Annotated in this window: 22 protein-coding genes; 6 read left to right on the top strand and 16 right to left on the bottom strand. The window is 66.9% G+C overall.

Annotated elements, in window-relative coordinates:
• Window positions 1–2: 2 nt before the first annotated feature.
• Both mdcA and U5805_RS07870 read right to left on the bottom strand, forming a co-directional pair.
• A complete protein-coding gene (gene mdcA, locus U5805_RS07865) occupies window positions 3–1,664 on the bottom strand; it encodes a malonate decarboxylase subunit alpha (protein ID WP_322102903.1) in 1,662 nt (553 codons plus the stop codon).
• Window positions 1,648–2,457 carry a GntR family transcriptional regulator gene (locus U5805_RS07870; RefSeq protein ID WP_322102904.1) on the bottom strand — a complete coding sequence of 270 codons (810 nt, stop codon included), beginning with the start codon at window positions 2,455–2,457 and terminating at the stop codon, window positions 1,648–1,650. The genes mdcA and U5805_RS07870 overlap by 17 nt, the downstream gene beginning before the upstream one ends.
• A 226-nt stretch (window positions 2,458–2,683) precedes the next feature.
• On the opposite strand from U5805_RS07870, the gene U5805_RS07875 reads away from it, so the two are divergent.
• Entirely contained in the window at window positions 2,684–3,985 is a 1,302-nt protein-coding gene (locus U5805_RS07875; protein ID WP_322102905.1) for an MFS transporter, read from the top strand.
• 86 nt (window positions 3,986–4,071) lie between these two features.
• Here U5805_RS07875 and U5805_RS07880 read toward each other — a convergent pair whose 3' ends face one another.
• A complete protein-coding gene (locus U5805_RS07880; protein ID WP_322102906.1) occupies window positions 4,072–4,998 on the bottom strand; it encodes a DMT family transporter in 927 nt (308 codons plus the stop codon).
• 111 nt (window positions 4,999–5,109) lie between these two features.
• Between U5805_RS07880 and U5805_RS07885 the strand changes: the two genes are divergently transcribed.
• Complete coding sequence (locus U5805_RS07885) at window positions 5,110–5,979, top strand: LysR family transcriptional regulator (RefSeq protein WP_322102907.1); 870 nt, start codon at window positions 5,110–5,112, stop codon at window positions 5,977–5,979.
• Here the strand turns inward: U5805_RS07885 and U5805_RS07890 are convergent.
• On the bottom strand, window positions 5,976–7,409 hold the full coding sequence (locus tag U5805_RS07890) for a carbohydrate porin (RefSeq protein ID WP_322102908.1): 1,434 nt from the start codon (window positions 7,407–7,409) through the stop codon (window positions 5,976–5,978). The two genes, U5805_RS07885 and U5805_RS07890, sit on opposite strands and share 4 nt — an antisense overlap.
• Before the next feature lie 251 nt (window positions 7,410–7,660).
• On the opposite strand from U5805_RS07890, the gene U5805_RS07895 reads away from it, so the two are divergent.
• On the top strand, window positions 7,661–8,509 hold the full coding sequence (locus tag U5805_RS07895) for an arylamine N-acetyltransferase (RefSeq protein ID WP_322102909.1): 849 nt from the start codon (window positions 7,661–7,663) through the stop codon (window positions 8,507–8,509).
• A gap of 323 nt (window positions 8,510–8,832) precedes the next feature.
• Here U5805_RS07895 and U5805_RS07900 read toward each other — a convergent pair whose 3' ends face one another.
• The 11 genes from U5805_RS07900 to U5805_RS07950 all read right to left on the bottom strand — a co-directional run bounded on the left by U5805_RS07900 (window position 8,833) and on the right by U5805_RS07950 (window position 18,828).
• A complete protein-coding gene (locus U5805_RS07900; protein WP_322102910.1) occupies window positions 8,833–9,612 on the bottom strand; it encodes a hypothetical protein in 780 nt (259 codons plus the stop codon).
• An 82-nt stretch (window positions 9,613–9,694) separates the two neighbouring features.
• On the bottom strand, window positions 9,695–9,862 hold the full coding sequence (locus U5805_RS07905; RefSeq protein ID WP_322102911.1) for a hypothetical protein: 168 nt from the start codon (window positions 9,860–9,862) through the stop codon (window positions 9,695–9,697).
• Window positions 9,837–10,841: a cytochrome d ubiquinol oxidase subunit II gene (gene cydB, locus U5805_RS07910; protein ID WP_322102912.1), complete on the bottom strand. Its 1,005-nt coding sequence runs from the start codon at window positions 10,839–10,841 to the stop codon at window positions 9,837–9,839. The genes U5805_RS07905 and cydB overlap by 26 nt, the downstream gene beginning before the upstream one ends.
• 39 nt (window positions 10,842–10,880) lie before the next feature.
• Window positions 10,881–12,314 (bottom strand): cytochrome ubiquinol oxidase subunit I, encoded by a 1,434-nt coding sequence (locus U5805_RS07915; RefSeq protein WP_322102913.1) that lies wholly within the window; start codon window positions 12,312–12,314, stop codon window positions 10,881–10,883.
• 362 nt (window positions 12,315–12,676) lie between these two features.
• Complete coding sequence (locus tag U5805_RS07920; RefSeq protein ID WP_322102914.1) at window positions 12,677–12,865, bottom strand: 4-oxalocrotonate tautomerase; 189 nt, start codon at window positions 12,863–12,865, stop codon at window positions 12,677–12,679.
• 32 nt (window positions 12,866–12,897) lie between these two features.
• Window positions 12,898–13,674, bottom strand: coding sequence for a class II aldolase/adducin family protein (locus tag U5805_RS07925; RefSeq protein ID WP_322102915.1), 777 nt, complete (start codon window positions 13,672–13,674; stop codon window positions 12,898–12,900).
• 72 nt (window positions 13,675–13,746) lie between these two features.
• Window positions 13,747–14,667 carry an urea transporter gene (locus U5805_RS07930; RefSeq protein WP_322102916.1) on the bottom strand — a complete coding sequence of 307 codons (921 nt, stop codon included), beginning with the start codon at window positions 14,665–14,667 and terminating at the stop codon, window positions 13,747–13,749.
• A gap of 194 nt (window positions 14,668–14,861) precedes the next feature.
• A complete protein-coding gene (gene kch, locus U5805_RS07935; RefSeq protein WP_322102917.1) occupies window positions 14,862–16,046 on the bottom strand; it encodes a voltage-gated potassium channel protein in 1,185 nt (394 codons plus the stop codon).
• Window positions 16,043–16,945, bottom strand: a complete 903-nt coding sequence (locus U5805_RS07940) for a mechanosensitive ion channel family protein (RefSeq protein WP_322102918.1) — start codon at window positions 16,943–16,945, stop codon at window positions 16,043–16,045. Before U5805_RS07940 ends, kch begins: the two co-directional genes overlap by 4 nt.
• 185 nt (window positions 16,946–17,130) lie before the next feature.
• Window positions 17,131–17,673 (bottom strand): N-acetyltransferase family protein, encoded by a 543-nt coding sequence (locus U5805_RS07945; protein WP_322102919.1) that lies wholly within the window; start codon window positions 17,671–17,673, stop codon window positions 17,131–17,133.
• 252 nt (window positions 17,674–17,925) lie between these two features.
• Window positions 17,926–18,828, bottom strand: a complete 903-nt coding sequence (locus U5805_RS07950) for a DMT family transporter (protein ID WP_322102920.1) — start codon at window positions 18,826–18,828, stop codon at window positions 17,926–17,928.
• Window positions 18,829–18,944: 116 nt separating this feature from the next.
• Here U5805_RS07950 and U5805_RS07955 point away from each other — a divergent pair, with 116 nt between their 5' ends.
• Window positions 18,945–20,372, top strand: coding sequence for a PLP-dependent aminotransferase family protein (locus U5805_RS07955; RefSeq protein WP_322102921.1), 1,428 nt, complete (start codon window positions 18,945–18,947; stop codon window positions 20,370–20,372).
• Window positions 20,373–20,495: 123 nt separating this feature from the next.
• On the opposite strand, the gene U5805_RS07960 is transcribed toward U5805_RS07955, so the two are convergent.
• Complete coding sequence (locus tag U5805_RS07960) at window positions 20,496–22,010, bottom strand: DHA2 family efflux MFS transporter permease subunit (protein WP_322102922.1); 1,515 nt, start codon at window positions 22,008–22,010, stop codon at window positions 20,496–20,498.
• Between the two features lie 95 nt (window positions 22,011–22,105).
• Here U5805_RS07960 and U5805_RS07965 point away from each other — a divergent pair, with 95 nt between their 5' ends.
• Both U5805_RS07965 and U5805_RS07970 read left to right on the top strand, forming a co-directional pair.
• Entirely contained in the window at window positions 22,106–22,828 is a 723-nt protein-coding gene (locus U5805_RS07965; protein ID WP_322102923.1) for a TetR/AcrR family transcriptional regulator, read from the top strand.
• Window positions 22,829–23,049: 221 nt separating this feature from the next.
• A complete protein-coding gene (locus U5805_RS07970; protein ID WP_322103106.1) occupies window positions 23,050–24,594 on the top strand; it encodes a deoxyribodipyrimidine photo-lyase in 1,545 nt (514 codons plus the stop codon).
• Window positions 24,595–24,795: the final 201 nt, after the last annotated feature.

Below are 24,795 nucleotides of genomic sequence, written 5' to 3' on the forward strand. Positions count from 1 at the left end.
GCTTACCAGCTACGAAAGCGCGCCGGCGGCGCATAAAGACCGCCCGACCACGTCACCAGATCGTCGATACTGCGCGCGGCGAGCAACGAGCGTTTGGCGTCGCCGCGCCGAATGCCTAAATCTTCGGGGTACTGAACAATGCCTTTGCGGCGCAGTTCGCCGGTTTTCTGCGCTTGCGCGCGCAGGCCGATGGGCGTGACGCCGGCCACGGCCGCGAGCGCGGCGCGCCGTTCGTCGATGCCTTCCGCGCGGTGCAAATGCGCGATGCCTTCCTCGGTGACGACGTGGCTCACGTCGTCGCCGTAAATCATCACAGGCGCAACGGGCATGCCGCTCTTGCGGCCGACCGCGATGGCGTCCAGTTCGTCCACGAAAGTCGGCTCGCCGCCTTTCTTCCACGTTTCCGCGAGTTGCACCACGAGCTTGTGGCCGCGCGAAACAGGGCCGGTGTCTTCGAGCAGCTTGAGCCACGCTTCGCTCGCATGCCGGCGCCCGCGCGGATCGTGGCCCATGTTCGGCGCGCCGCCGAAGCCCGCCAGACGCCCGCGCGTCACGGTGGAAGAATTGGCATCGGCGTCGATCTGCAAGGTCGAGCCGATGAACAGGTCCACGCCGTATTGACCCGCAAGCTGGCAGAGCACGCGATTCGAGCGCAGGCTGCCGTCGCTGCCGGTGAAGAACACGTCGGGGCGCGCGGAAATATACGCTTCCATGCCCACTTCGCTGCCGAAGCAATGCACGCTCTCGACCCAGCCCGACTCGATCGCGGGAATCAGCGTGGGATGCGGATTGAGCGTCCAGTTGCGGCAAATCTTGCCCTTGAGGCCCAGCGATTCGCCATAGGTCGGCAGCAGCAATTCGATCGCGGCCGTATCGAAACCAATGCCGTGATTGAGCGAAGAAATGCCGTAAGGCGCATAAATGCCCTTGATGACCATCATCGCCGTGAGCACCTGCAAGTCGCCGATATGACGCGGGTCGCGCGTAAACAGCGGTTCCACCGCGAACGGCCGGTCGGCTTGCACGACCACGTCGACCCACGAGCCAGGAATGTCCACGCGCGGCAGTTCGTCGACTATTTCGTTGACCTGAACGATGACGATGCCCTGGCTGAACGCGGCGGCTTCGGCAATCGTCGGCGTGTCCTCGGTGTTCGCGCCGGTGTACAGATTGCCGTGACGGTCCGCTTTTTCCGCGCACAGCAGCGCGACTTGCGGAATCAGGTCGACGAACATGCGCGCGTAAAGTTCGACGTACGTGTGGATCGCGCCCACTTCGAGCTGGCCGTCTTCGAGCAGTTGCGCCACGCGCAGGCTTTGCGGCCCTGCAAACGCGAAGTCCACGCGATGCGCGATGCCGCGCTCGAACAGCGTGAGATGCTCGGGGCGGCTGATGCTCGAAATCAGCAGATGCACGTTGTTGATTTTCGCGGGGTCAGCCTCGGCGAGCGAGCGCGAGAGAAAGTCGGCCTGCTTCTGGTTGTCGCCCTCCAGCGCAACGCGGTCGCCGGGGCGAATCAGCAATTCGAGCGCTTCGGTCATGCGCGCGGCGGGGAGCACGCCGTCTTCGAGCCAGCCCGAAACAGCGTTCAAACGGCGGGCTTTTTCGTCGCGGCGCGTGGTCCACGAGCGCGGCACGCTCGGCGTATCAGCTTGAGGCTTCATCGGCGGTTCGACTCCGTGAGCGAATGGTGGCCGCGCGCGCCCTGGACGGCGCGGCGGCTTTGGTCGATTTCGCGCGCGCGGCGGGCAGCGCGGCGCGCTCGGTCAGGAAACGGTAGATCAATTCGCCCGTGCCGAGCAGGTGCGCGGTCACGAGCGCCTGCGCCGCGCCTACGTTGCCGCGCTTCACGGCGGCGATGATCTCGGCGTGCTCGGAATCCGATTCTCCCTTGTATTCGGGAAAGCCGAATTTCAGACGCAAATAGCGTTCGCCGCGCCGATGCAACGCGGTCAGCATTTCCATTAGCTGCGGGCGATTGGCAGGACCGTAAAGGCTCATATGAAACGCTTCGTTGCGCGCGACGTAGAGCGACGGATCGCTTTCGCGCTTCGCGGCGGCGGCCAGCGCGCTCGCCTGCCGCAGCGTGGCATTCGTGTGATGGGGAATGGCGAGGCCCAGCGCGAGACTTTCCAGCGCCGAGCGGATCTCGTAGATTTCGCGCGCTTCGTCGGCGGAAAGCGGCGCGACGCTCGCGCCCTTGTTCACTTCGATCTTCGCCCAGCCTTCGCTCGCAAGCTGGCGCAGCGCCTCGCGTACGGGAATTGCGCTGACCGAAAAATGCCGCGCGATGGCGTCCTGGCGCAGCGGCGCGTTGGGCGCGAGCTTGCCTTCGACGATGGCGGCACGCAACGCGTCGGCGATCATGCGGGATGTGCTGGTACGCGGCGCGGGCGCATTGGGCAAGCCCGGCGCCGTGCCTTCGTCCAGGGGAAAACCATTCGTTGCGTCGCTCATAGGATCAAATATTATATATAAAACGGCATGGGCGGAAGTCTCCAAAACCCGCCGGGCGCGCAACGCGGCGCCTACGAAAACGCAATAAAAGATGCCATCAAGGCGGGGCAAACAGGGAGTTTTTCGATGACGGCCGGCGTCAGACCGGGCCGCATGGGCAGTGCCGATTACACGCATCGCGAGCGCGTTCGCGCGGGAACGAGGCAGCCAAGGAGAGAGACGCATCATGAATTCGATTAGCGAACCCGCGCGGCGCGCTCACCGCAAGACCCCGCTCAACCGCTCGCAGATCGCCGGTTTCTGGGGCGCATGGGCGGGCTGGACGCTCGACGGCATGGACTCGTTCATCTATGCGCTCGTGCTCACGCCCGCGCTCACGGAATTGCTGCCGCGCTCGGGTTACGAGGCCAGCGCGGCCAACGTCGGGCTCGCGGGCTCGATTCTGTTCGCGCTCTTTCTGGTGGGCTGGGGGCTGTCGTTCATCTGGGGGCCGCTCGCGGACCGCTTCGGCCGCACGCGCGTGCTGGCGGGCACCATCTTCATGTTTGCGATTTTTACCGGGCTGGCGGCCACGGCGCAAAGCGTCTGGGCGCTCGGCTTCTACCGCTTTCTCGCGGGCGTGGGGATTGGCGGCGAATGGGCGCTGGCGGGCACCTACGTGGCCGAATCGTGGCCCGAGGACCGGCGCAAGATGGGCGCCGGTTATCTGCAAACCGGCTATTACGCGGGCTTTTTCGTGGCGGCGGCGCTCAACTACACCGTGGGCGTGCATTTCGGTTGGCGCGCGATGTTCCTGACGGGCGCGTTGCCGGTGGTGGTGGCCATTCTCGTGCTCACGCGCGTGCAGGAGCCGGAAAAGTGGCAGAAGTCGGAGGCGAGCCAGGTGCATCGCACGCGGCCGCTGCGCGAGATTTTCGGCGATGTGTATCGCGCGCGCACCGTCGTGGCTTGCGCGTTGCTGACGATTGCCATCATCGGCTTGTGGGCGGGCGCGGTGTACGAGCCTTCCGCCGTGATCCAGCTTGCGACCAAGGCCGGCGCGAGCAAGGCCGAAGCCATTCGCACGGCGTCGATCGCCACGGGCATTCTCTCCATCGGCACGATACTCGGCTGTCTTGCGTTGCCGCCGATGGCCGAGCGCATCGGCCGCAAATGGACGCTCGCGATCTACTTCGCGGGCATGGCCGTGACCATCGCGCTGAGTTTCGGCTGGGCTTACTACTTGCAGAATGGGCTCGTGCCGTTCATCGCATTGCTGTTCGTGCTGGGGTTTTTCGGCGGCAACTTCGCGCTGTTCAGCCTGTGGCTGCCGGAGCAGTTCGAAACGCGCGTGCGGGCGACGGCCTTCGCGTTCTGTACGTCGTTCGGGCGTTTCGTGGGCGCGGGCGTGAACTTTCTTCTCGGCGCGGCGGTGCTGCATATGCACACTTTGGGCATGCCGGTCGCGCTTACGGCCATCGCGTTCGTGTTAGGACTTCTGATTATTCCGTTCGCGCCGGAAACGAAGGGCGAAACCTTGCCGACCTGAACCGCCTTCTCGCCGCAACGCGCAATCGCAATCCGCAATCGCAATCCGCAATCGCAACCCGCGGTCGCAATCATTGACCGCCACGGTTAGCGCCGCAATTTGACGAGCCTCGGCGGCAGCAAACGCCAGCCCAGATTCACGCCGAGGCTCGCCGTCACGATCAGCGCCATGCCCGCGAGTTGCGGCACGCTCAGCGCGCGGTGATAGACGACGGCATCGACGGCGATGGCCGTCAGCGGATACACGAACAGCAGCACGGCGATCACGGGCGTGGTGAGTTTGGGCAGCGCGCCATAGATCAGCACGTACGAAAGCCCCGTGTGCAGTACGCCCATGCCGACGAGCCAGCCCCATTGCGCGGGCGAAATGTGTACGAGTTCGAGCGGGGCGAAAAACGGCGCGATGATCGGCAGGCATACGGCGCCCACCACGCATTGCATGAGCGTGAGCAGATGCGGGCGAAATCCGCCCAGACTCTTCGCGATCAGCGTCACGCTCGCGTAAAGCACCGAGCCCACGAGCGCTTCGAGCAAGCCGATCAGATAGCGCGGGTGATCGGCCACATGATCTTCGGCCAGCACGCCCGAAGCGAGCACGAGGCCCGCGAAGGCAATCGCGATCCAGCCCAGCCGGTCCGCGCCCAGCCTTTCGTGAAAGAGCGCCGCGCCGATCAGCACGACCCAGAACGGTTGCACATGAAACACGACCGTCGCCACGGCGATGCTCGTGCGATGGATCGCATCGAAAAAGCCCACCCACTGCGTGACCATCAGCACGCCCGAAACGAGCGCGAGCGCCAACGTGCGGCGCGTGAATTGCCGTGGCGAGAGCCAGCCCTGGTACGCGCAATACACCGCGAGCGCAAGCATGCCGAACAGGCAGCGGAAGAATACGAGCGTGAGCGCGCCGAGACGCGCTTCTTCGACGAACACGCCGAGCGTGCCCATCAACAAGCCGCCGCTCGCGAGCATGAGCACGCCTTGACGGCGGCTGCTGTGGAAATCGGAATGCATGGCGGTCGCGCGCAAAGCCGAAGCGGGTTGAAAGCAGCCCAGTATTCGGCAGTTGCAGCCCGTCGGCAAACGAATTAAATTGAACAATTCCATTAACGCAGCTTATGAATCATGAATCCCGAGTTCGATATTGATTTGTTGCGCACGTTCGCCGCCGTGGCCGATGCGGGCAGCTTCACGAGGGCCGCCGTGGCGGTGCATCGTTCGCAGGCCGCCGTGAGCATGCAGATCAAACGGCTCGAACAGATGCTCGGCACCACGCTGTTCACGCGCGACACGCGCAATCTCGCGCTCACGCGGCCGGGCAACACGCTGCTCGAATATGCGCGGCGGGCGCTCGATTTGCAGGAAGAGGCGTGGGCGGCCATGGTGCGCCCGGAGGTGACGGGCCGCGTGGTGCTGGGCGCGCCCGACGACTACATGGCTTCGCTGCTGTCGCCGGTGTTGCGGCGCTTTTCGATGCTGTATCCGCACGTCGAAATCGAAATCGTTTGCGCGCAGAGCGTGGCGCTCGGGCCGATGCTCGCCGACAACAAGATCGACATCGCCTTCGTCACGCGCGACAGGAAGCTGCGCGGCGAATTCGTGCGCAGCGAGGAGATGGTGTGGGTGGGCTCGGCTTCCGATCCCGCTCCGCTGGCAATGTCGCCGTTGCCGGTGGGACTTTACGAGCATGGCAGCGTGGCGCGCGCGCATACGGTCGCCGCGCTCGACGCGGCGCGCATTCGCTATCGCGCGGCCTACAGCAGCGCGAGTTTGATGGGACTGATGGCGACGGTGGAGGCGGGCATCGCGGTGGTTGCGCTCACGCGTTGCAGCGTGCCGCCGCGCTTCGCGCTGTTGGGCGACGCGCACGGCCTGCCGAAGATCGAGCCGCTCGATATCGTGGTGGCGCGCAGCCTGAAGTCGAATCGACCGACCTGCGACTACCTTGCGCAGCAGATGGTGCAGGATCTTTCGCTGCCGCGCCAGCGCGCCTAGAACGTGACGTTGGTGCGCACGCCGATCACGAACGTATTGCGCAGCGGCGCGGCGGGATTCTGCGGATTCTGCCCGGCGCCCGCATTGAAGGTGTATTGCGCGTCGGCCTGAAGCAGCCACCACGGCGCGATCTGATATTGATACGTGGCTTCGAGCGCGGTTTCCTGCGTGCGAATACCGTAAGGATTGCCAACGAAGTGCAGATGGTCGAGGTCGAGGTCGTGGGTGGCGTTGCCGACCTTGATATACGTGGCCGCAAGACCGGCGCTGTCGTTGTCGCGCCCCTTGAACGGCGCTTTCATCACCACGCCCACGTTGGCCGCGAAACTCACGAGGCTTCGGTTGCCGGGCGCGCCCATCACGCGCGCGAATACGCCCACGCTGCGCGCTTCGTCGGGGTTAGGTCGCCAGACGGTCTGATCCGCGACGGCATAGACGCTGTAGTTGCCGCCGTGCGTTGCGGGCACGCCGGTCGTCGCCGGGTTGGCGAGCGAAAGGCCGGTGTTGTCGAAGCGTTGATCGTCGAAGCGATTGCTGTTGTACCAGAAGCCCAGTTTGTACGTGCCCGGCAAGCCTTGTGCGCCGGCGTGGCCTTCGGCGTCCGGTTGATTGATCGCGTATTGCAATTCGCCGATCACGAACGCGCCGTTGTGCAGATTAAAGTTCGTACCGCTAACGTTATGCGGATTATTGCCGAGCGGGTCGCCGTCGTAGACGCCCAGCAAGCCGGTGAGCGCATTCGTGATCTGGCCGCGCACGCGCACGCCGAGACTCGCGAGCGGATACGCCGGGCCGCCCGAAGGCAGATCGTAGCTCGGTACGGCGGGCCAGCCGAACATCGTGTTGGCGAACAGCGCGCCATACTGGCTCAGCAGGAATTCGGTGTCGGCGCTTTGCTGGCCGATTTTCACGTCCACGCGCTTGTCGAACAGCGACTGCTGATACCACAGCTCCCAGAGCCGCGTGGCGTCGGGCGCCTCGATGCCGCTTGCCGTATTCAGCGTGCCGAGATGCGTCGCGCTCAGATGCGCGCCGTGAATCTGCAACGCGCTGATGTTGAAAAGGCCGCCTGGAATATGCAGCGCCTTGCTCGTGTCGAGTTGCAGCGTGCCGATCGTCAGGCCGTCGTAATCGCCGCCGCGTGCGAGACCGCCGCGCAGGTTCGCGAGATACTCGCTCGTTTCCGTGAGCGAGAACGTCACGCCGAACTGGTCCAGCCACGGCCGCACGCCGCCCATGTCGCCGAGCAGGGCGGAGCGCGTCCACAGGTTCGCCGATGCGTCGGCGGCGGGCGTTCCGGCCGCGGTTTGCGCGGTGATTTCGCCGGCGGTGCCGGCATTGGCGGCTTCGCCTTGCGCGCACGCCGCGCCATAAGCGAACGATGCGCACGCCGCGAGCGAGGCGAAACGGATTGAACGGTGTGTATTCATCGTATTGCGGGTCTTTTTTACGGCTTTTACTCGCAAGCCGCTGAATATCCATCGGTTCGCGGACGGCGCAATCGTACTGAGCGGCCCTCGCAGCGTCAATTGGGTGCGGCGTTTTTTCAACGCTTCGACGCGGCATTAAAACAGGCTTACGATTGCGGAACGATTATCGCCGCGCCGTGTTACGTCGCCGATGAAATCGCTTCTCGCGCTGCCGCACACGCGGCTTCGCGCTCAATTCCGACTAAAGCGTTATGACTCAAGCCCATTCCGATTCCGCACTCGATCTCGACGCCTATTTCGCCCGCATCGGTTATCGCGGGCCGCGCGCCGCGACGCTCGACGTGCTGCGCGAACTGCACTGTTTGCATCCGTTCGCGATTCCGTTCGAAAACCTCGATCCGCTCGCGGGTCGGCGCGTCTCGGTCAAACTGCCCGATATCGTCGAAAAACTCGTGGCGCGGCGGCGCGGCGGCTATTGCTTCGAGCACAACACGTTGTTCGCCCATGTGCTGATGCAACTCGGCTTCGCCGTCACGCCGCTTGCCGCGCGCGTGCTCTATGGCCAGGCGCCCGGCGCCAGCACGCCGCGCACGCACATGCTGCTGCGCGTGCAGGCCGAAGGCGATGCGTGGCTCGTGGACGTCGGCTTCGGCGGCACGACCGTTTGCACGCCGCTCTCGCTTTCGACCGGGGCCGTGCAGCCCACGCCGCACGAGCCGGTGCGCATCGCGGCGTTGTCGGCGCACGAGCGCAAGCTCGAATTGTTCGACGGCGAAACGTGGGTCGATCTTTATCGCTTCGAAACCACGCCCGCCGAATGGTGCGACTACGAAGTGGCGAACTGGTACACCTCGGCGTCGCCGGAATCGTTCTTCACTTTCAGCCTGATCGCCTGCATCGCGCACGAAGGCGGCCGGGCGATTCTCTTCAACGAGCGTTTCAGCGAACGCGACGCGCAAGGCCGCGTGACCGGGGAGCACACCCTCGCGAGCGGCGCGGAACTCGAGCGTTGCTTGCGCGAGCGCTTCGGTATCGACACTTCGCAACTCGACGCCGGCGCGTTATTCGCGCGCATGACTTCGCACGCCGCGAAGCGCTAGCGCACTCGGTTTCACGCAGCGCGCGAGGCGCGGCATGGCCGATGCGTTGTGCGCGAAACGCTTCGTGCGGATCGTGACGGCCGCGTCGAGGAAGCCGGTCGGTTACGTCGTTGGCTCGCGTGGTTGGGCGCGCTGCTGTTCGTTCCGGCGGGCGCGCCGCTCGTGCCCGGCGCGTGGCGGGGCTTGGCGTGCGTGCCGGCGCGGGTGCTTGCGGTCGCGTGGAGCGGTGTGCGGGAGGAACGCGCGCCGGGCAACTGCCCGGCTATCGCGTGTAGGCGGAGCGCGTGCGGTATCGCTTCGCGCCGGGCGTCTGGTGACGCGTGTTACGAGGCGGCGCGAGTCTTGAGCGCGTCGCCGTAACGCCGATACAGCCAGGCGAGCGCCGTGGTGGTGATGAGCGCGAACACGATGTTGCCGATGCTTTGGCCGATGGCAAGCGCCGTGAACCAGCCGGGCGTTTGCACGATGGCGGGCGAAACGCCCGCGAGCCCCATGCCGAGCAGAATCACGAGGCCGGCGATGGCGATCGGCAGCGCGGCCACGAACACCACGCCGAACAGGCTCCAGAAATGTCCACGACTGTCACGCCACGCCGCGCGGAACGCGATCGGTCCGCCCGCCGCGATCGACGGAAACAGCAGCGAGAAGCGCACGGCCACGAAAATCCAGATCGCGCCGATCACGGCCATCAGGAACGCCTTGCCGCCGTCGTATTGCGGACGCAGCACGAGCAGCAGCACGAGCACGACGGCGACAAGCGCGGCCACCATGATGAGGCCGACCGCGAACAGCCGCAGGAACGGCTTCGCGCCCGCGGGCATGAGCGGCGTGGTGCGTTCGCCGAGCAGCACGAAGCGCGAAACCTTGAGCGTGAACCACAGATAGATCAACGAGTTGACGATGGAGGCGAGGTTGCCGAGCAGCACCAGCGCGCCCGATGGCGCGGCGCCCTCGACCGGCACCGGGCGCCCCGCGAGCCCGAACCAGCCGAGCAGCGCGTAGGCAAGGAAGGTGCCGGCCACGAGCAGCGGCATGCCGGCGACGGCTTGCCCCGCGCTGGCCCATGCGCGCTTGACGCATTCCATGAAGGTCATCTCTTGCATATCGAATTCGTTGAAGTTGACAGACGGCCTACAGTCTAGCGCGGTCTGTCGCGCCGCAGCGAATCCGCGTGCGTGCGCGCCGCTATTTCACGGCGAACAGCGTGAGGTTCATGAACACCTTGAACGCGAACCCGAGCGACATCGCCGCGCCCACGCCGCCGCACCAGAGCAGCACGAACCAGAGCCAGCCGGGCAGCTTGCGCGCCGTGCGCCCGCGCGCGGTTTCAGTGGTAGTGATGGGTGTCGCCATGACGCACCTTGCCTCGAAAAACCCAGTAGCCGAGCGTGGTGTACGCCAGGATGACGGGAAGAATGACGGACGCGCCCACCAGCGTGAAAGTCTGGCTCGCGCGCGGGGCGGCGGCTTCCCAGAGCGTGAGGCTCTGCGGAATCGCGTAGGGCCACAGGCTCACCAGCAGGCCCACGTAGCCGAGCAGCACGAGCGCGAGCGCCGCCGCGAACGGCGCCTTGTGATGGCGGCCCTGCACGGCCCAGCGCATCCACACGGCGCACGCGACCACCAGCAGCGGCACGGGCGCGAGCCGCCAGAACAGGCCCGAATGGAACCAGCGATGGGCGATGGCGGGATCTTGCAGCGGCGTCCACAGACTCACGAGCGCGATGAAGGCGAGCAGCATCATCGTGAGCGGCCAGACGAGACGGTGCAGGCGCCGTTGCAGGTCGCCCTCGGTTTTCGCCACGAGCCAGCCGGTGCCGAGCAGCGCATACGTGGCTACGAGGCCGAAGCCCGAAAGCAGGCTGAACGGCGTGAGCCAGCCGAAGGCGTCGCCGGCGAAACGGCCGTCGTCGACGGGAATGCCTTGCAGGAAGGCGCCCAGCGCGATGCCCTGGAAAAACGCCGCGCCCGTCGAGCCGCCGATGAACGCGAGATCCCAAAGATGTTTGGTGCGATTGGCCTTGGCGCGAATCTCGAACGACACGCCGCGAAAGATCAGGCACGCGAGCATGAACACGAGCGGCAGATACAGCGCGGAAAGCACGGTCGAATAGACGACCGGAAACACGGCGAACAGCCCCGCGCCGCCCAGCACGAGCCACGTTTCGTTGCCGTCCCAGACGGGCGCGACCGTGTTCATCATGAGGTCGCGCTCCGCTTCGTCGGGAAAGAGCGGAAATACGATGCCGATGCCCAGGTCGAAGCCGTCGAGCACCACGTAGAGAAGAACGCCGAGCGCGATGATCGCGGCCCAGATAACGGTGACGTCCATGCTTGTCTAGCCTCTTTCGTGAAAATGAGTGCGCGCGCGTCAGGCGTCGATCAGTTGATCGGCGGCGGACATGGGGCGGCGCGCGGTCTGGTTCGCATCGAGCGCGGAATGCGGCGGGCGGGCGTCATGCGGCGGCGTTCCCGTCGTCGCGGCGGGCGCCGCCGGCCCCGTTCGCAGCAACTTGAGCAGGTAGTAAATGCCCGTGCCGAACACGAGGAAATACACGACCACGAACGCCATCAGCGAAACGCCCACTTGCTGCGTGGTGAGCGGCGAAACCGCTTGCGAGGTGCGCATCACGCCGTACACGACCCACGGCTGGCGGCCGGCTTCGGTCGTCACCCAGCCCGCGAGCAGCGTGACGAAGCCGGTCGGTCCCATTGCAAGCGCGAAGCGCTGGAAGAGGCGCGATTCGTAGAGCGTGCCGCGCCGGCGCAGCACCCAGCCCGCGACGGCCAGCACGATCATCAGGATGCCTAAACCCACCATCACGCGAAAACTCCAGAACAGCAGCGGCGAATACGGGCGCTCGTCGGGCGGGAACGTCTTGAGGCCGCGAATTTCGCCGTCCCAGCTATGCGTGAGGATCAGGCTGCCGAGATGCGGCACCTTGAGCGCGTAGCGCGTGGTTTCGGCTTTCATGTCGGGCATGCCGAAGAGGTTGAGCGCGGTGCCGCCGTGTTCGGTGTCCCAGATGCCCTCGATGGCGGCGATCTTCGCGGGCTGATATTCGCGCGTGTTCAGGCCGTGCGCGTCGCCCACGAACGCCTGCACGGGCGCCAGCACCAGCAGCAGGCCGAGCGCCATCGAAAACATCGTCTTGACGGCGGGGTCGCGGCGGCCCTTGAGCAGGTGCCACGCGCCCGTTGCGGCCACCACGAGCGCGGCGACGAGGAACGCGGCAATCGCCATGTGCGCGAGCCGGTACGGGAACGACGGGTTGAAGATGATCTTGAACCAGTCGATGGGCACGACGTGGCCGTTCTCGATCGCAAAGCCCTGCGGCGTTTGCATCCAGCTATTCGAGGCGAGAATCCAGAACGTCGAGATGAGCGTGCCGACGGCGACCATCAACGTCGCGCCGAAATGCGCGCGCGGGCTCACGCGGTTCCAGCCGAACAGCATGATGCCGAGAAAGCCTGCTTCGAGAAAGAACGCCGTCATGACTTCGTACATCAGCAGCGGCCCGGTGATCGGCCCGGCGAAGGACGAGAAGCCCGACCAGTTGGTGCCGAACTCGTAGCTCATCACGACGCCCGACACGACGCCCATGCCGAACGCCACGGCGAACACCTTCGACCAGAACACGCAGAGTTCCTTGTAGAACGGCTTGCGCGTCTTGAGCCAGCACGCTTCGAGCACGGCGATGAAACTCGCGAGGCCGATGCTCAATGCGGGAAAAACGATGTGAAACGAAACCGTGAAGGCGAATTGCAGCCGGGCGAGATCGAAAGCGGAAAGTGACGTGTGCATGTGAGTGCCTGTTGCGTTGCCTGATGCCTGCGTGCCGGAAAGCGGTGCGATGGGCGTAAGCGTAGGGGAACGGCGGCACTTTTGCTGCGCTGCGGCGTGTGCCAGCTTGTCGCATCAGTCAATCGAAAGGCGACGAAAAGATGCGCTAACGCATTGATAAAAATCAATTAAGCGTCGCGATTCGCGGAGGCGTGTGGGGCGCGCGCCGCGGCGCGCTGCGGCAATCGACCGCGCGCGGCGCGTGCGATGCGTCAAAGTGCCCAGGGGCGTGGGCGAGGGAGCGCGACGAGGCGCTCGCCATGCGGAGGGCGCGAACGCATGGCGAGGCGGAAACGGTCGGGAATTCGATGCAGTCGGCGGGATTAGCGCGGGTCGCTCCAGAGCTTTCCGGCCGTCGCCCAGTTCTCGGGCTTCACGTCGTGAAAGACGATGTCGACCGATTGCGGTTCGACGCCGAGCACCTTGCAGGTGGTTTGCGTGAGCGCGGCGGCGAGTTCGCGTTTTTGTTCGATGCTGCGGCCTTCGAACATTTCGATGTGGAAAGTCGGCATGAAAATGCTCCTGACGATGACGGTTGAAAAACTCAATCGCGATACGACGCGTCGAGGCGGTCGAGCTTGCGCAGCAGCGCGGGCCATTCGAGTTCGCCTTCGACCGCGCCGCCGTCGCGCAACTGTTCGGCCGTGCGCGCGGCCACCTCGGGCGGCGGCAACACGAGCGGCGTGCCGCCCGCCTGCGCCTGAAGCTGGATTTCGCACGCCTTGACGAGCGTGACCATCAGCACGTAAGCCTCGGCGACGGTGCGGCCCGCGGTGAGCGTGCCGTGGTTGCGCAACAGCATCGCGAAACGCGTGCCGAGGCAAGCGGTGAGCCGCGCGCCTTCGGCCGGCGTGAACGCGAGACCTTCGTAGTCGTGATAGGCGAGGTCGCCGTGAAAACGCAGCGCGTGCTGCGAAGCGGGCAGCAGCCCGTCGCGCTGGATCGACACCGCAATGCCGGCCGTGTTGTGCAGATGCATGACGCAGACGGCATCCGCGCGCGCGAGATGCACGGCCGCGTGCAGCGCGAAACCCGTTGCGTTGACCGCATGTTCGCTCGCGCCGACGATGCGGCCTTCGGTGTCGATCTTCACGAGATTCGAGGCGCGCACCTCGTCGAAGGCGAGCCCGAACGGATTGATGAGGAAGCGCCCCGGCTCGCCGGGCACGGCCGCCGAAACGTGCGTGTAGATGAGATCGTCCCAGCCGTTGAGCGCGATGAGGCGATACGCGGCCGCGAGATCGACGCGCATCTGCTGCTCGGCGGCCGAAGGCGGCGCGGCTTCGATGCGGGCGCCGCTCGGGCGATGGGCGAAAGACATGGCGATTCCTTCGTTTGGCGACGTTTGACTGCGATGGTTTCCTGGCGGGCTTTAGGCGGGATTCGGTGCAATTTAGCCGATTGCGCCCGGCTCCGGCGGCCGGCGAACGCGCGCGGTCAGATGCACGCACCAACTCGCGAGCACGAACGGCGCCGTCAGCGCGGGCACGCCGCAGCGCGCGGCGGCGAGATGCAAAGCCGCGGCGAGCATCGTCGCACAGAATGCGGCGCGCTGGCCGAGCGCGGCGGTGGCCAGCGCGGCCAGCGCGCCGTTGAACCCGGCGAGGCCCGCGTCGAACCCGGCGAACGGCGTGCCGCACGCGAGTTCGAGGGCGCTCGCCAGCGCCGCGCCGCCCAGCGCGAAAGCCGCCGCGCGCCGCGCCGCGAGCGCCACGCCCGCGAGCACGCACGCGCCCGCCGGCGCGCCGCTCGCGAACACGGTTTGCGCGAGACCGCTCAAGACGCCCGCGAGAAGCGCGAGCGGTGCGCGGGTTTCGGCGACAAGGATGTCGTGCGCCGCCGGGAACAGGCCGCTCGCGTGCATCGGCAGCCGCCACGCCGCCGTGACGATCAGGCAGGGCGTCGAATACGGCGCGAGCCGCCAGCGCGCGAGTTGCCGTTCGAGCGGGCCGCCGATCCACGCGCCGGCGCCGCCCGCGATCAGCGCCACGGCGGCCGCCATCGACGTATCGCCGATCAACGTCTGCGCGGCCAGCCCCGCGAGCGCGCCGTTGAAGCCCGCGCGGCCCTCGCGGATCGCTTCGGCGGCGTGCCCGGCGACGAGCGCGCAGACGTTGGCCGCCGCCGCGCCCATGAGCGCCGCGCAGGCAAGCCGCCTGTCGGTCAGCGCGAGCGCCGCGAGCACGCACGCGCCCGTGCCCGCGTGCGCTTGCAGCACGATCTGGCCGAGGCTGCGCAACAGCGTGCGCAACGCCGGCCAGCCGTGAGCGTCGTGAGCGTCGTGAGCGGAGGCGAAAGACGGTCGGGCGAGCATCGGCGGCATGAGCGAGAAGGCGAACGGCAACAGCGAGCGCAAAAAGAGAGGATGGCGCGAGCATAGGCGAAGCCGCGCGCGAACGGCGTGCGCGCGCGTGATAACCGCTATTTGCGCGCAAGATGCGCATTGCTTGTTCGAATACGAATGCGTGTTCGCGTGACGCGCGCGCCGTGCCGCGAACCGCGCCTCAGTCAGCGCGCGCTTTCGTCACGTTTGCCGCCGAACAGCAGCTTGTCGATCAACGTGTTGTCGATGGTTTCGTTGTTGAGCGTGCGCGCGAGCAATTCGCCCGCGAGCAGTTGCGGCGAAAACAGGATGTCCGGCTGCAACAGCCCCAGCCGTTGCAGATTGCGGCTGTCGTTCACGAGCGCGACGGTGCGCACCGCCGGCGCGAGTTCCTTGATCGCGAGCGTCACGAACGCGTTTTCGGCGTCGTCCACGCGCAGCGCGAGCACGGCGCGCGCGGTTTCGGCGCCCGCGCTGCGCAAGGTGGCGATGTCGCTCGCGTCGCCGACCACGAGATCCGTTCGCTCGGGATACGTGTGCTGCGTGCCGGGCGCGACGATCACGGTCACGGCGTAGCCGCGCGCCGCCAGCCCGTCGTGCACGCTGTGCGCGAGCGGCGAGGCGCCCACGATCAGATAATGGTTTTTGCGGGTCACGTTGGGCATGCCTCCCTTCACGATGCGTTGCAGATGACCGCCGATCAACGGGCCGACCACGGCGCTGATGGAGGTCGCGAACACGGTGATGCCAAGCACGATGACCGACGTCGTGAACAGCCGCGCGGTGCCGGTGTGCGGCACGATATCGCCGTAACCGACGGTGGTCATCGAAACGATCGAAAAGTAGAACGCGGTGATGGCGTCGCGGATCGGCGGCGTGAAGTCGTTGCCCAGATAAAGCGCGCCGAACACGGCGTAGACGATCAACGAGCCGATGCTCAGGAATGCGAACAAACTGCCGGCGGCCACGCTCACGCGATCGAAGCGGCGCCATTCGTACGCGAGCACGCCCGCCAGCGCGAGCGAGAAAGCGGCGAGCGCGGCGCTGCGATAGCCGCCCCACACGCTCAGGCTCGCGGCGGCGGCGAGCAGGAGCAGCGAGAACACCCATGCCACGCGCGCGCGCAAGGCAATGCCGATCGCCATGATCGCGAGGCCGGTCGCGGTGAGCGCTTGCGGCAGCGCGAGCACGCCGAACGCGTCGATCATCGCGATCCAGTCGTCGAACCAGGTGCCGCGCGCATGGTCGAGCGCCTTCAGCGCGACGGGCCGCAGCAGCAACAGCGCGTCGATCACCATCAGCGCGGCAAGATAGCCGTGCGGCGCGAGTTGCCGCGCGCGCGTTCGCAGACGCCGGGCGAGCGCGTTCATGGCGAGCCGCGTTGCGCCTCGGGTTGTGCTTCGGCTTGTGCCTGGAAAGGCGCCCCGGCTTGCGCTTCGCGGCGCGTCTGCACGATATGCAGTTCGCGCGCACGCAGCGGCAGCGAGCATTCCGCGTCGTTGAGCGCCTGGCGCACCTTGCGCGAGAGTTCCCAGCGCATGTCCCAGTAGGTGTCGATGTTCGCCCAGACGCGCACGTTGAGCACGGCGGTGCTGTCGTCGAAACGCGCGACCATCACTTGCGGCGCGGGCGCCTGGAGCACGCGCGGATCGGCGGCGGCCAGCGTGCGCAGGGCGTCGATGGCGCGGTTCACGTCGTCGCGCACCGACACTTCCACTTCGAGATCGAGCCGCCGCGTGGGATTGCGGCTGTAATTGCGGATCGAATTGCTCCAGAGGGCGCTGTTGGGCACGTATTCGCAGATGCCGTCGGGTTTGGTGAGGCGCGTCGTGAAGAGATTCACTTCCTCCACGATGCCCGCGACGTTGCCGCCGCCGCCGTCGATGGAATCGCCCACCTTGAACGGCCGCAGCAGCAGCAACATGATGCCCGCCGCGATGTTCTGCAACGTGCCTTGCAGCGCGAGACCGATGGCGAGACCGGCCGCGCCGAGCACCGCGACGATGCTCGCCGTCTGAATGCCGATCTGGGAAAGGCCGCCGACGATGGCGATGAGCCGCACGCCCCAGAGCGCCGTGTCGCGCGCGATCGGACGCAGCGTCGGGTCGATGCCGGCCTGGCGCGCGATCCAGTTCGCGACGCGCCGCGCGATCCACCAGCCCAGCCACAGAATCGCCACGGCGGCGCACAGGCGCAGCGCGAAGGCGGTGAGCGCGTCCCACAGAAAACTCCAGTTGGACGGATGGACGTGCGCGAGTAGGGATTGCATGGGCGAGGGTCCTGGCAGGCCGCGTGGCCCGGAAGGACGTATTGTACGAGGCGCGGTATGCGCCGCGTTTCGTGCCTTGCTTCGTGCCTTGCTTCGTGCCGCGTTTCGCCTCGTTTCGTGCCGCGTTTCGCGTCGTTTCGCGCCTCGTTTCGCGCGCGGACGGCGCGTGCCGGGGCGCTCGCGTCTCAACCGGCCGGCGGCGCATCCGCGCCCAGCCCGAGCGTGCGTTGCAGCAGCGCCGTGTCGCGCCACGCGCCGTGCTTGAAGCCGATGCCGCGCAGCGTGCCGATGGACGTGAAGCCGAGTCGTTCGTGCAGCGCGAGCGAGCCGCCTTGCGGGTCGGCGACCACGGCGATCATTTGCCGCCACGGCCCCGCTTCGCAACGCGCGATGAGCGCGGCGAGCAGCGTGCGGCCAAGGCCGCGTCCGCGAAACGCTTCGTCGATATAGATCGAATCTTCTATCGTGTAGCGATACGCCGGGCGCGGCCGGTACGGCGTCGCATAGCAGTAGCCCGCGAGCGCGCCGTCGAGTTCGGCCACGAGCCACGGCAGGCCATGTTCGCGCACGGCGGCGAAGCGGCGTAGCAGTTCGTCGACGCCCGGCGGCGTTTCCTCGAACGAGGCCGTGCCGTACATGACGTGATGCGCATAGATCGCGGCGACGGCGGGAAAGTCGGCAGCGGTGGCGTCGCGCACGAGCGCGGGCGTGGCGGAGATCGAAGTCATGGGCGGGACGTGCGTGGAGCGTGGCGAATCTTGCACTATGCCTCGGCGCGGCGCGGTTTTGAAGGGCTTTAAACATGGCGTCGATGCCGCGTGTCGGCGCTTGCTTTATCGTCGCTTCATGCGTGCCGGATTTCGCTGCCGCAAGCGAGCGTGGTTCGGGATTCCGCTCGCTTCAAGAGCACGTCGAGCGCGAGCGCGCATCGACCGCCCGTCGAGCAACGAGCGCACGTCGACACGCACGTCGGCCGCGAATCAAACACGAACCCGCGCCGCAGCCGGAGCGCGCCCAAAGCGCCGCGCGCCCGCCACGCACGCGATCACCACGACGGTTACGGCAATCATCGCGGGCGGTACGGCTTCGTGCAGCAACAGCGCCGCGAGCACGAAGCCGAAGAACGGCTGCAACAATTGCAACTGGCCGACGCCCGCGATGCCGCCGAGCGCGAGCCCGCGATACCAGAACACGAAGCCGATCAGCATGCTGAACAGCGAGACGTACGCGAGCCCCCACCACGAGGCCGCGCCCACGGCCGCGAGCGATGCGGGCCACAACCCCCACGCGAGCGGCGCCATCACCGGCAGCGAAATCACGAGCGCCCAGCAGATCACCTGCCAGCCGCCGAGCCGCCGCGAAAGGCGCGCGCCTTCCGCGTAGCCGAGCCCGCAGACGACGATGGCGGCGAGCATCAGCGCGTCGCCGAGCGGCGAGGCGCTCAGGCCGTGGCGCAGCGCGAACGCCACGACAGCGGCGCTGCCTATCGCCGAAAAAATCCAGAACGCGGGCTGCGGACGCTCGCCGCCGCGCAGCACGCCGAACAGCGCCGTGGAAAGCGGCAGCAAGCCGATAAAGACGATCGCGTGCGCCGAACTGACGTGCTGCAACGCAAGCGCCGTGAGCAGCGGAAAACCGACCACCACACCGAGCGCCACCACGATCAGCGGCCCGGTTTCGCTGCGTGCGGGCCGCGCGGCGCGCAGTCCGAGCAGCAGCAACGCGCTGATGACGCCCGCGATGGTGGCGCGCGCGCCGGTCAGGAACAGCGGTTCGAGGCCGAGCACGGCCAGCCGCGTGGCGGGCAGCGAGCCGCTGAAAATGAGCACGCCGGCAAGGCCGCAGAGCCAGCCGTCGGTGGTGGAGTCGAGCGATTTGCGCATGGTCGGGGGAAGAAAAGCCAGGGAAAGTGCGGCCGATGATGCGCTTCCCGCACGCGGACGGTAAGCTACAGATCAGTACAATTTTGTCGAACTGTATTGATTACGGAGCAGTACAGATGAAAGACAGCCGCTCGGATCGGCTCGTGATGACGCGCGTCGGGCAAGTCATGGAGACGTTGCGCGAACGCATTGCCGCCCGCGCGCTGGCCGCCGGGGCGCGCGTGCCGTCGATCCGCACGATGAGCGAGCAAACCGGCATTTCGAAATCGACGGTGGTGGAAGCCTATGAACGGCTCGTTGCGGAAGGCGTGCTGGTGTCGCGGCGCGGCGCCGGTTTCTTCGTGGCGGGACATGCGCCGCCGCTCGCGCTCGCGGCGCTCGGGCCGCAACTCGACCGCGAGATCGATCCGCTCTGGCTCACGCGGCAGTCGCTCGATACCGAAGCGGGCGCGCTGCGTCCGGGCTGCGGCTGGCTGCCCGCCGCGTGGCTGCCGCAAGACGCGGTGCGGCGCGCGTTGCGCGCCATCGCTCGCGACCCGCGCGCGCAATTGACCGATTACGCCTCGCCGCTCGGCTTGCCCGCGCTGCGTCAGCAACTTGCGTGGCGGCTCGCGCAGCATGGCGTGGAAGCCGCGCCCGAGCAGATCGTGCTCACCGACGGCGGCACCCAGGCGCTCGACCTGCTGTGCCGGCTGCTGCTCGAACCGGGCGACACGGTGCTCGTCGACGACCCGTGTTACTTCAACTTTCAGGCGCTGCTGCGCGCGCATCGCGTGCGCGTGGTCGGTGTGCCGTTCACGCCGACCGGTCCCGATCTCGCCGCGTTCGAGCGCACGCTCGTCGAAGCGCGGCCGCGTTTGTACGTGACGAATTCGGCGGTTCACAATCCCACCGGCGCGACGCTCGCGCCCGCCGTCGCGCACCGCGTGCTCAAGCTCGCCGAAGCGCACGATCTGCTGATCGTCGAGGACGATATTTTCGCCGACTTCGAAAGCGAAAGCGCACCGCGCCTCGCGGCATTCGACGGCTTGTCGCGCGTCGTCACCATCGGCAGTTTTTCGAAGACGATGTCGGCGGCGGCGCGCTGCGGCTTTATCGCGGCGCGGCCGGACTGGATCGAGGCGCTGGTCGATCTGAAGCTCGCGGTGTCGTTCGGCAATGGCGAACTGGCCGCCGATCTCGTGCAGCGTCTGCTCGTGGACGGCACCTACCGGCGCTATCTCGACGGCCTGCGCGCGCGTCTGGCCGACGCGATGGGCGACACGCTGCGGCGGCTCGATGCGCTCGGTTTGCGCGCGTGGACGCGTCCGCAGGCGGGGTTGTTCTTGTGGGCCGAATTGCCCGATGAACTCGACGCCGCGCAGGTCGCGCGCGAGGCGCTCGGCGAAGGCGTGGTGTTCGCGCCCGGCAACGTGTTCAGCGTGTCGCACGGCGCGGGCGCGTTTCTGCGCTTCAACGTCTCGCAATGCAATCGGCCGAAAGTCTATGAGACCTTGCAGCGCGCGATGGAGCGGGTGGCGCGGCGCGTCGCGCAATCGGCATGAAGCACGCGCGCCTTCGCGAGCAAGCCGCGCGACGGAACGCGTGCGTTCCGGTGACGCGGGTGGCGCGGGCGGCGCGGCTGCAAGGGCGGAGGAAAGGAGAGCGAGGAGAAAGGTAGGGCGCGCTCATTGCTGCTTGCGCAGCGGCACGTCGCGCAACAGCCACGAAAGCGCGAACGAAAACACCACCACGCACGCAGCCGTCAGGTAGACGGTGTGCAGCGCGCCCGCGAACGCGTCGAGATATTGCGCGTGCAGCGCGGGCGGCAAATGACGGATCGCCTCCGGCGTGAGCGATTGCGGCAATTCGGTGTCGGCGGCGAGCAATGCGGCGAGGCGCGCGTGCAGGCCGTGCGAGAACACCGCGCCGAACGCCGCCACGCCCACGGAGCCGCCAATCGAGCGGAACAGCGTCGCGCCCGACGTGGCCACGCCCATGTGCCGGAATGCCACCGCGTTCTGCACCGCGAGAATCAGCACCTGCATCACCATGCCCAGCCCGCAGCCGAGCAGGCCCATGTAGACGTACATGCGCGAAAGCGGCGTGTCGATCTGGATGCGCGCGAGCAGCATCATCGCCGCGGCCACGAGCGCGGTGCCCATGATCGGAAACATGCGGTACTTGCCGATCTTGCTGATGATGCGCCCCGTGACCACCGACATGAGCAGCACGCCGCCCATCATCGGCAACATCTGCATGCCGGCCTGCGAAGGCGTCGAGCCCTTCACCACTTGCAGATAGAGCGGCAGGAACGTGACCGAGCCGAACAGCGAAACCCCCACGATGAAGCCGATCAGGCTCGACAGCACGAAGGTGCGCTCGCGAAACAGTTCCAGCGGCATGATCGGTTCGGCGGCGTGCTTTTCCTCGTGGACGAAACCCGCGACGGACACCGCGCCGAGCACGAGCGTGAGCCACAGCGTGGGCGAATTCCACGGCAGCATCGAGCCGCCTTCGCTCGTGAAGAGAATCAGGCAGGTGAGCGCGGCCGCGAGCCAGGCGGCGCCCATATAGTCGATCACGTGCTTCACGTGCGCGGCGCGCGGCTTGAACACGGCGCCGATCACGGCGAGCGCCGCCGCGCCGAGCGGCAGGTTGATGTAGAAAATCCAGCGCCACGACAGATGCTCGACCAGAAAGCCGCCGAGCAGCGGGCCGACCACGGTCGCGAGGCCGAACACGCCGCCGAACATGCCTTGGTATTTGCCGCGCTGCGCGGGTGGAATGACGTCGCCGATGGCGGCCATCGTCACGACCATGAGGCCGCCGCCGCCAATGCCTTGCAGCGCGCGCAGCGCGATGAGCTGCGGCATGTTCTGCGCGACGCCGCACAGCGCCGAGCCTGCGAGGAAGATGACGATGGCGGCCTGGAGCACGATCTTGCGGCCGAACAGGTCGCCGAACTTGCCGTACAGCGGCACGACGATGGTCGACGTGAGCAGGTAGGCGGTGACGACCCACGAAAGCCGGTCGAGCCCGCCCAGTTCGCCGACGATCGTGGGCAACGCCGTCGAGACGATCGTTTGATCGAGCGCGGCCAGCAGCATCACGAGCAAGAGCGCGGGAAACAGCAGGCGGATCGGCGGGTGGCCGTCGGCGTTCGGTGCCGTCGGCGCGGAAGTATCGAGGGTGCTTTCCATCGCTATTTTTAGCTTGTTCAAGCTTGAAATTAATTAACTTGGCGATTAATATTAGGACAATTATTCCAGTCGGTCAAAATCTGAATCGTAACCAGATGAAAACCTCGCATTCCCCCTCGCATTCCCCTTTGGAGCCGGATGCCCAACCCGCAGTTGCCGCTCCCGCGCGGCGGCCGGGCCGCCCGAGCGGCGGCGGTGCGGGAGCCGCCGGGCAGCGCACGCGGCTGATCGAGGCGGCGCTCGCGCTGTTCGCGCGGCAGGGCATGCTGGACACGTCGCTGGCCGCCATCGCGCGCGAGGCCGGCGTCACGCCCGCGATGGTCCACTACTACTTCAAGACGCGCGATCAGCTCATCGACGTCATCATCGACGAGCGTTTCCTGCCGCTGCGCGCGGCGCTCGGCGGTCTCTTCGAGGCGCATCCCGACGACCCCGTGGCGGCGCTCACGGCGCTCGCGGAGCGGTTCGTCGAAGTGGCGCAAACTTATCCGTGGTTCGCGCTGCTCTGGGTGCGCGAGGTCATCACGGAAGGCGGCCTGCTGCGCCAGCGCATGCACGAGCGTTACGGGCACGAGAGCCAGCGCACGGCGCACGCGGCGGTCGAGCGCTGGCAGCGCGAAGGCAAGCTCAACGCCGCGCTCGAACCGGCGCTGCTGTTTCATTCGCTGATGGGGCTCACACTGCTGCCGCTCGCCACCGCGCCGGTCTGGCGCAGCGGACCGGGCAAGCGCGATGTCGATGCGAAGGACATCGCCCGGCATGCGGTGGCGCTCATCGCGCACGGCGCGGGTCCGGTGCACGGTGCCAATCGCAACTAACTGCCGAATCGGTCGAATAGCGCTGCGACCGGCGAACAGGGTGTGGCCGCCGCCGTTGCGGCGGCGGGGGCACGTTCCGGGGAAAGCCGAGGCTGGCAAGCGTCAATCGACGTGATACGCTGCGGCCGCCGAAACAGGATGCGGCGCGATTTTTGCGCGAACGCGCGCAATCTGCCGTTTCCGGGTCCGGCATCCTCAAATTCCTTCCGGCCGAGGTCCGTCTGACTGCTTCCAGGTCTTCCCAAGCCGCGCCCGCCATCGTCTGGTTCCGCGACGATCTGCGGCTCGCCGATCATCCCGCGCTTGCGCATGCGGCGGCGAGCGGCGCGCCGCTCATCTGCGTGTGGATTCACGACCCCGACGCGGCGGGCGAGCGTCCCGAAGGCGGCGCCGCGCGCTGGTGGCGTCACGTTTCGCTCGCGGCGCTCGAAACCTCGCTGCACGAGCGCGGCGGCAAGCTGCTGCTGCTCGAAGGCGACGAGGCCAAAACGATCGAATGGCTCGTCGAGGAAAGCGGCGCGCAGGCGGTGTACTGGAACCGCCGCTACGGCGCGGCGCAACGCGAATCGGACGGCGCGCTCAAGGCCGGGTTGCGCGAGCGCGGCCTGAGCGTCGAAACTTTCAACGCGCATCTGCTCAACGAGCCGTGGACGGTGCTCAACCAGTCCGGCGGCCCGTTCCAGGTGTACAGCGCGTATTGGCGCGCGTGCCTGCGCAAAGGCGATCCGGCGCCGCCCGAAGGCGAGCCCGATTCGATGATTTTTCAACGTCTGCCTGCACGTCTTACCCAGCGAGCATCGAAGCTGGACGATTTCGGCTTCGCGCCGCGCAAGCCCGACTGGGCGGGCGGCCTGCGCGAGACGTGGCCGGCGGGTGAGGAAGCGGCGCTTGCGCGCCTGCGCGCCTTTCTCCACGACGACCTGGACGCTTACGGCGAGGAACGCGACGAGCCGGCCGGCGCATCGACGAGCCATTTGTCGCCGTATCTCGCCATCGGCGCCATTTCGCCGCGTCAGGTCTGGGCCGCGCTGAAGGCCGCGCAGCACGCGCATGGCCGCGGTTCCGCGCGGCGCGCGTCGAGCGCGGAGAAGTTCGCGAGCGAACTGGGCTGGCGCGAGTTCTGCCATTACCAACGCTTTCATTACCCCGACCTCGCGGCGCGCAACCTGCGTCCCGCCTTCGACGCCATGCCGTGGCTCAAGGACCGCAAGGGATTGCGCGCATGGCAGCGCGGGCTGACCGGATATCCGCTCGTCGATGCCGGGATGCGCGAGCTGTGGCGCACGGGCTTCATGCACAATCGCGTGCGCATGGTGGTGGCGTCGTTTCTCGCCAAGCACCTGCTGCTCGATTGGCGCGAGGGCGAAGCGTGGTTCTGGGACACGCTGGTGGACGCCGATCCGGCCAGCAATCCCGCCAACTGGCAGTGGGTGGCGGGTTCGGGTGTCGATGCGGCGCCGTATTTCCGCATCTTCAACCCGGTTCTGCAAGGGCGAAAGTTCGATCCGCGCGGCGTGTACGTGCGGCAATGGGTGCCGGAACTCGCGAATTTGCCCGATAAATTCGTACACGAGCCTTGGAAGGCGAGCGCGCAGCAGCTCGCAGCGGCGGGTGTGCGGCTCGGCAAGGATTACCCGGAACCCGTCGTCGAGCACGATCTCGCGCGCAAGCGCGCGCTGGAAGCCTTCGCGCAAACCGGCAGGCAGCGCGGGCTTGCACCGCCCGGCAGCGGCGACGAAGAGGAGTCCGGCGCGACAAGACGGTAACGCGGTGAGACGGCAAGGCGGCCGTTGATCGGGCTCACTGACAGTGCGGATAATGTGCGCGGCGCCACACGGCGCGAGCGGCTTTCATGTCAGATTCGGTGGCGGACCCGCGCGAAATTCGACGGAACCCGCGGCACCAATATTGCTCTATCAAGTCGGCCCGCGTCGATGCACGCCTTGGCGTGCCGGGTTTTTCCGCCG

The sequence above is a fragment of the Paraburkholderia sp. J41 genome, assembly GCF_905220235.1.
GTDB lineage: Bacteria > Pseudomonadota > Gammaproteobacteria > Burkholderiales > Burkholderiaceae > Paraburkholderia.

What these genes read in the sequence shown, in the direction of transcription:
- U5805_RS07960 (WP_322102922.1), bottom strand. Translation starts at nt 22,010, where the DNA reads ATGGAAAGCACCCTCGATACTTCCGCGCCGACGGCACCGAACGCCGAC.
- U5805_RS07930 (WP_322102916.1), bottom strand. Translation starts at nt 14,667, where the DNA reads ATGCTCGCCCGACCGTCTTTCGCCTCCGCTCACGACGCTCACGACGCT.
- U5805_RS07880 (WP_322102906.1), bottom strand. Translation starts at nt 4,998, where the DNA reads ATGCATTCCGATTTCCACAGCAGCCGCCGTCAAGGCGTGCTCATGCTC.
- U5805_RS07920 (WP_322102914.1), bottom strand. Translation starts at nt 12,865, where the DNA reads ATGCCGACTTTCCACATCGAAATGTTCGAAGGCCGCAGCATCGAACAA.
- U5805_RS07915 (WP_322102913.1), bottom strand. Translation starts at nt 12,314, where the DNA reads ATGCACACGTCACTTTCCGCTTTCGATCTCGCCCGGCTGCAATTCGCC.
- U5805_RS07925 (WP_322102915.1), bottom strand. Translation starts at nt 13,674, where the DNA reads ATGTCTTTCGCCCATCGCCCGAGCGGCGCCCGCATCGAAGCCGCGCCG.
- U5805_RS07950 (WP_322102920.1), bottom strand. Translation starts at nt 18,828, where the DNA reads ATGCGCAAATCGCTCGACTCCACCACCGACGGCTGGCTCTGCGGCCTT.
- mdcA (WP_322102903.1), bottom strand. Translation starts at nt 1,664, where the DNA reads ATGAAGCCTCAAGCTGATACGCCGAGCGTGCCGCGCTCGTGGACCACG.
- U5805_RS07895 (WP_322102909.1), top strand. Translation starts at nt 7,661, where the DNA reads ATGACTCAAGCCCATTCCGATTCCGCACTCGATCTCGACGCCTATTTC.
- U5805_RS07875 (WP_322102905.1), top strand. Translation starts at nt 2,684, where the DNA reads ATGAATTCGATTAGCGAACCCGCGCGGCGCGCTCACCGCAAGACCCCG.
- cydB (WP_322102912.1), bottom strand. Translation starts at nt 10,841, where the DNA reads ATGGACGTCACCGTTATCTGGGCCGCGATCATCGCGCTCGGCGTTCTT.
- U5805_RS07955 (WP_322102921.1), top strand. Translation starts at nt 18,945, where the DNA reads ATGAAAGACAGCCGCTCGGATCGGCTCGTGATGACGCGCGTCGGGCAA.
- U5805_RS07965 (WP_322102923.1), top strand. Translation starts at nt 22,106, where the DNA reads ATGAAAACCTCGCATTCCCCCTCGCATTCCCCTTTGGAGCCGGATGCC.
- U5805_RS07940 (WP_322102918.1), bottom strand. Translation starts at nt 16,945, where the DNA reads ATGCAATCCCTACTCGCGCACGTCCATCCGTCCAACTGGAGTTTTCTG.
- U5805_RS07870 (WP_322102904.1), bottom strand. Translation starts at nt 2,457, where the DNA reads ATGAGCGACGCAACGAATGGTTTTCCCCTGGACGAAGGCACGGCGCCG.
- kch (WP_322102917.1), bottom strand. Translation starts at nt 16,046, where the DNA reads ATGAACGCGCTCGCCCGGCGTCTGCGAACGCGCGCGCGGCAACTCGCG.
- U5805_RS07945 (WP_322102919.1), bottom strand. Translation starts at nt 17,673, where the DNA reads ATGACTTCGATCTCCGCCACGCCCGCGCTCGTGCGCGACGCCACCGCT.
- U5805_RS07885 (WP_322102907.1), top strand. Translation starts at nt 5,110, where the DNA reads ATGAATCCCGAGTTCGATATTGATTTGTTGCGCACGTTCGCCGCCGTG.
- U5805_RS07890 (WP_322102908.1), bottom strand. Translation starts at nt 7,409, where the DNA reads ATGAATACACACCGTTCAATCCGTTTCGCCTCGCTCGCGGCGTGCGCA.
- U5805_RS07900 (WP_322102910.1), bottom strand. Translation starts at nt 9,612, where the DNA reads ATGCAAGAGATGACCTTCATGGAATGCGTCAAGCGCGCATGGGCCAGC.
- U5805_RS07905 (WP_322102911.1), bottom strand. Translation starts at nt 9,862, where the DNA reads ATGGCGACACCCATCACTACCACTGAAACCGCGCGCGGGCGCACGGCG.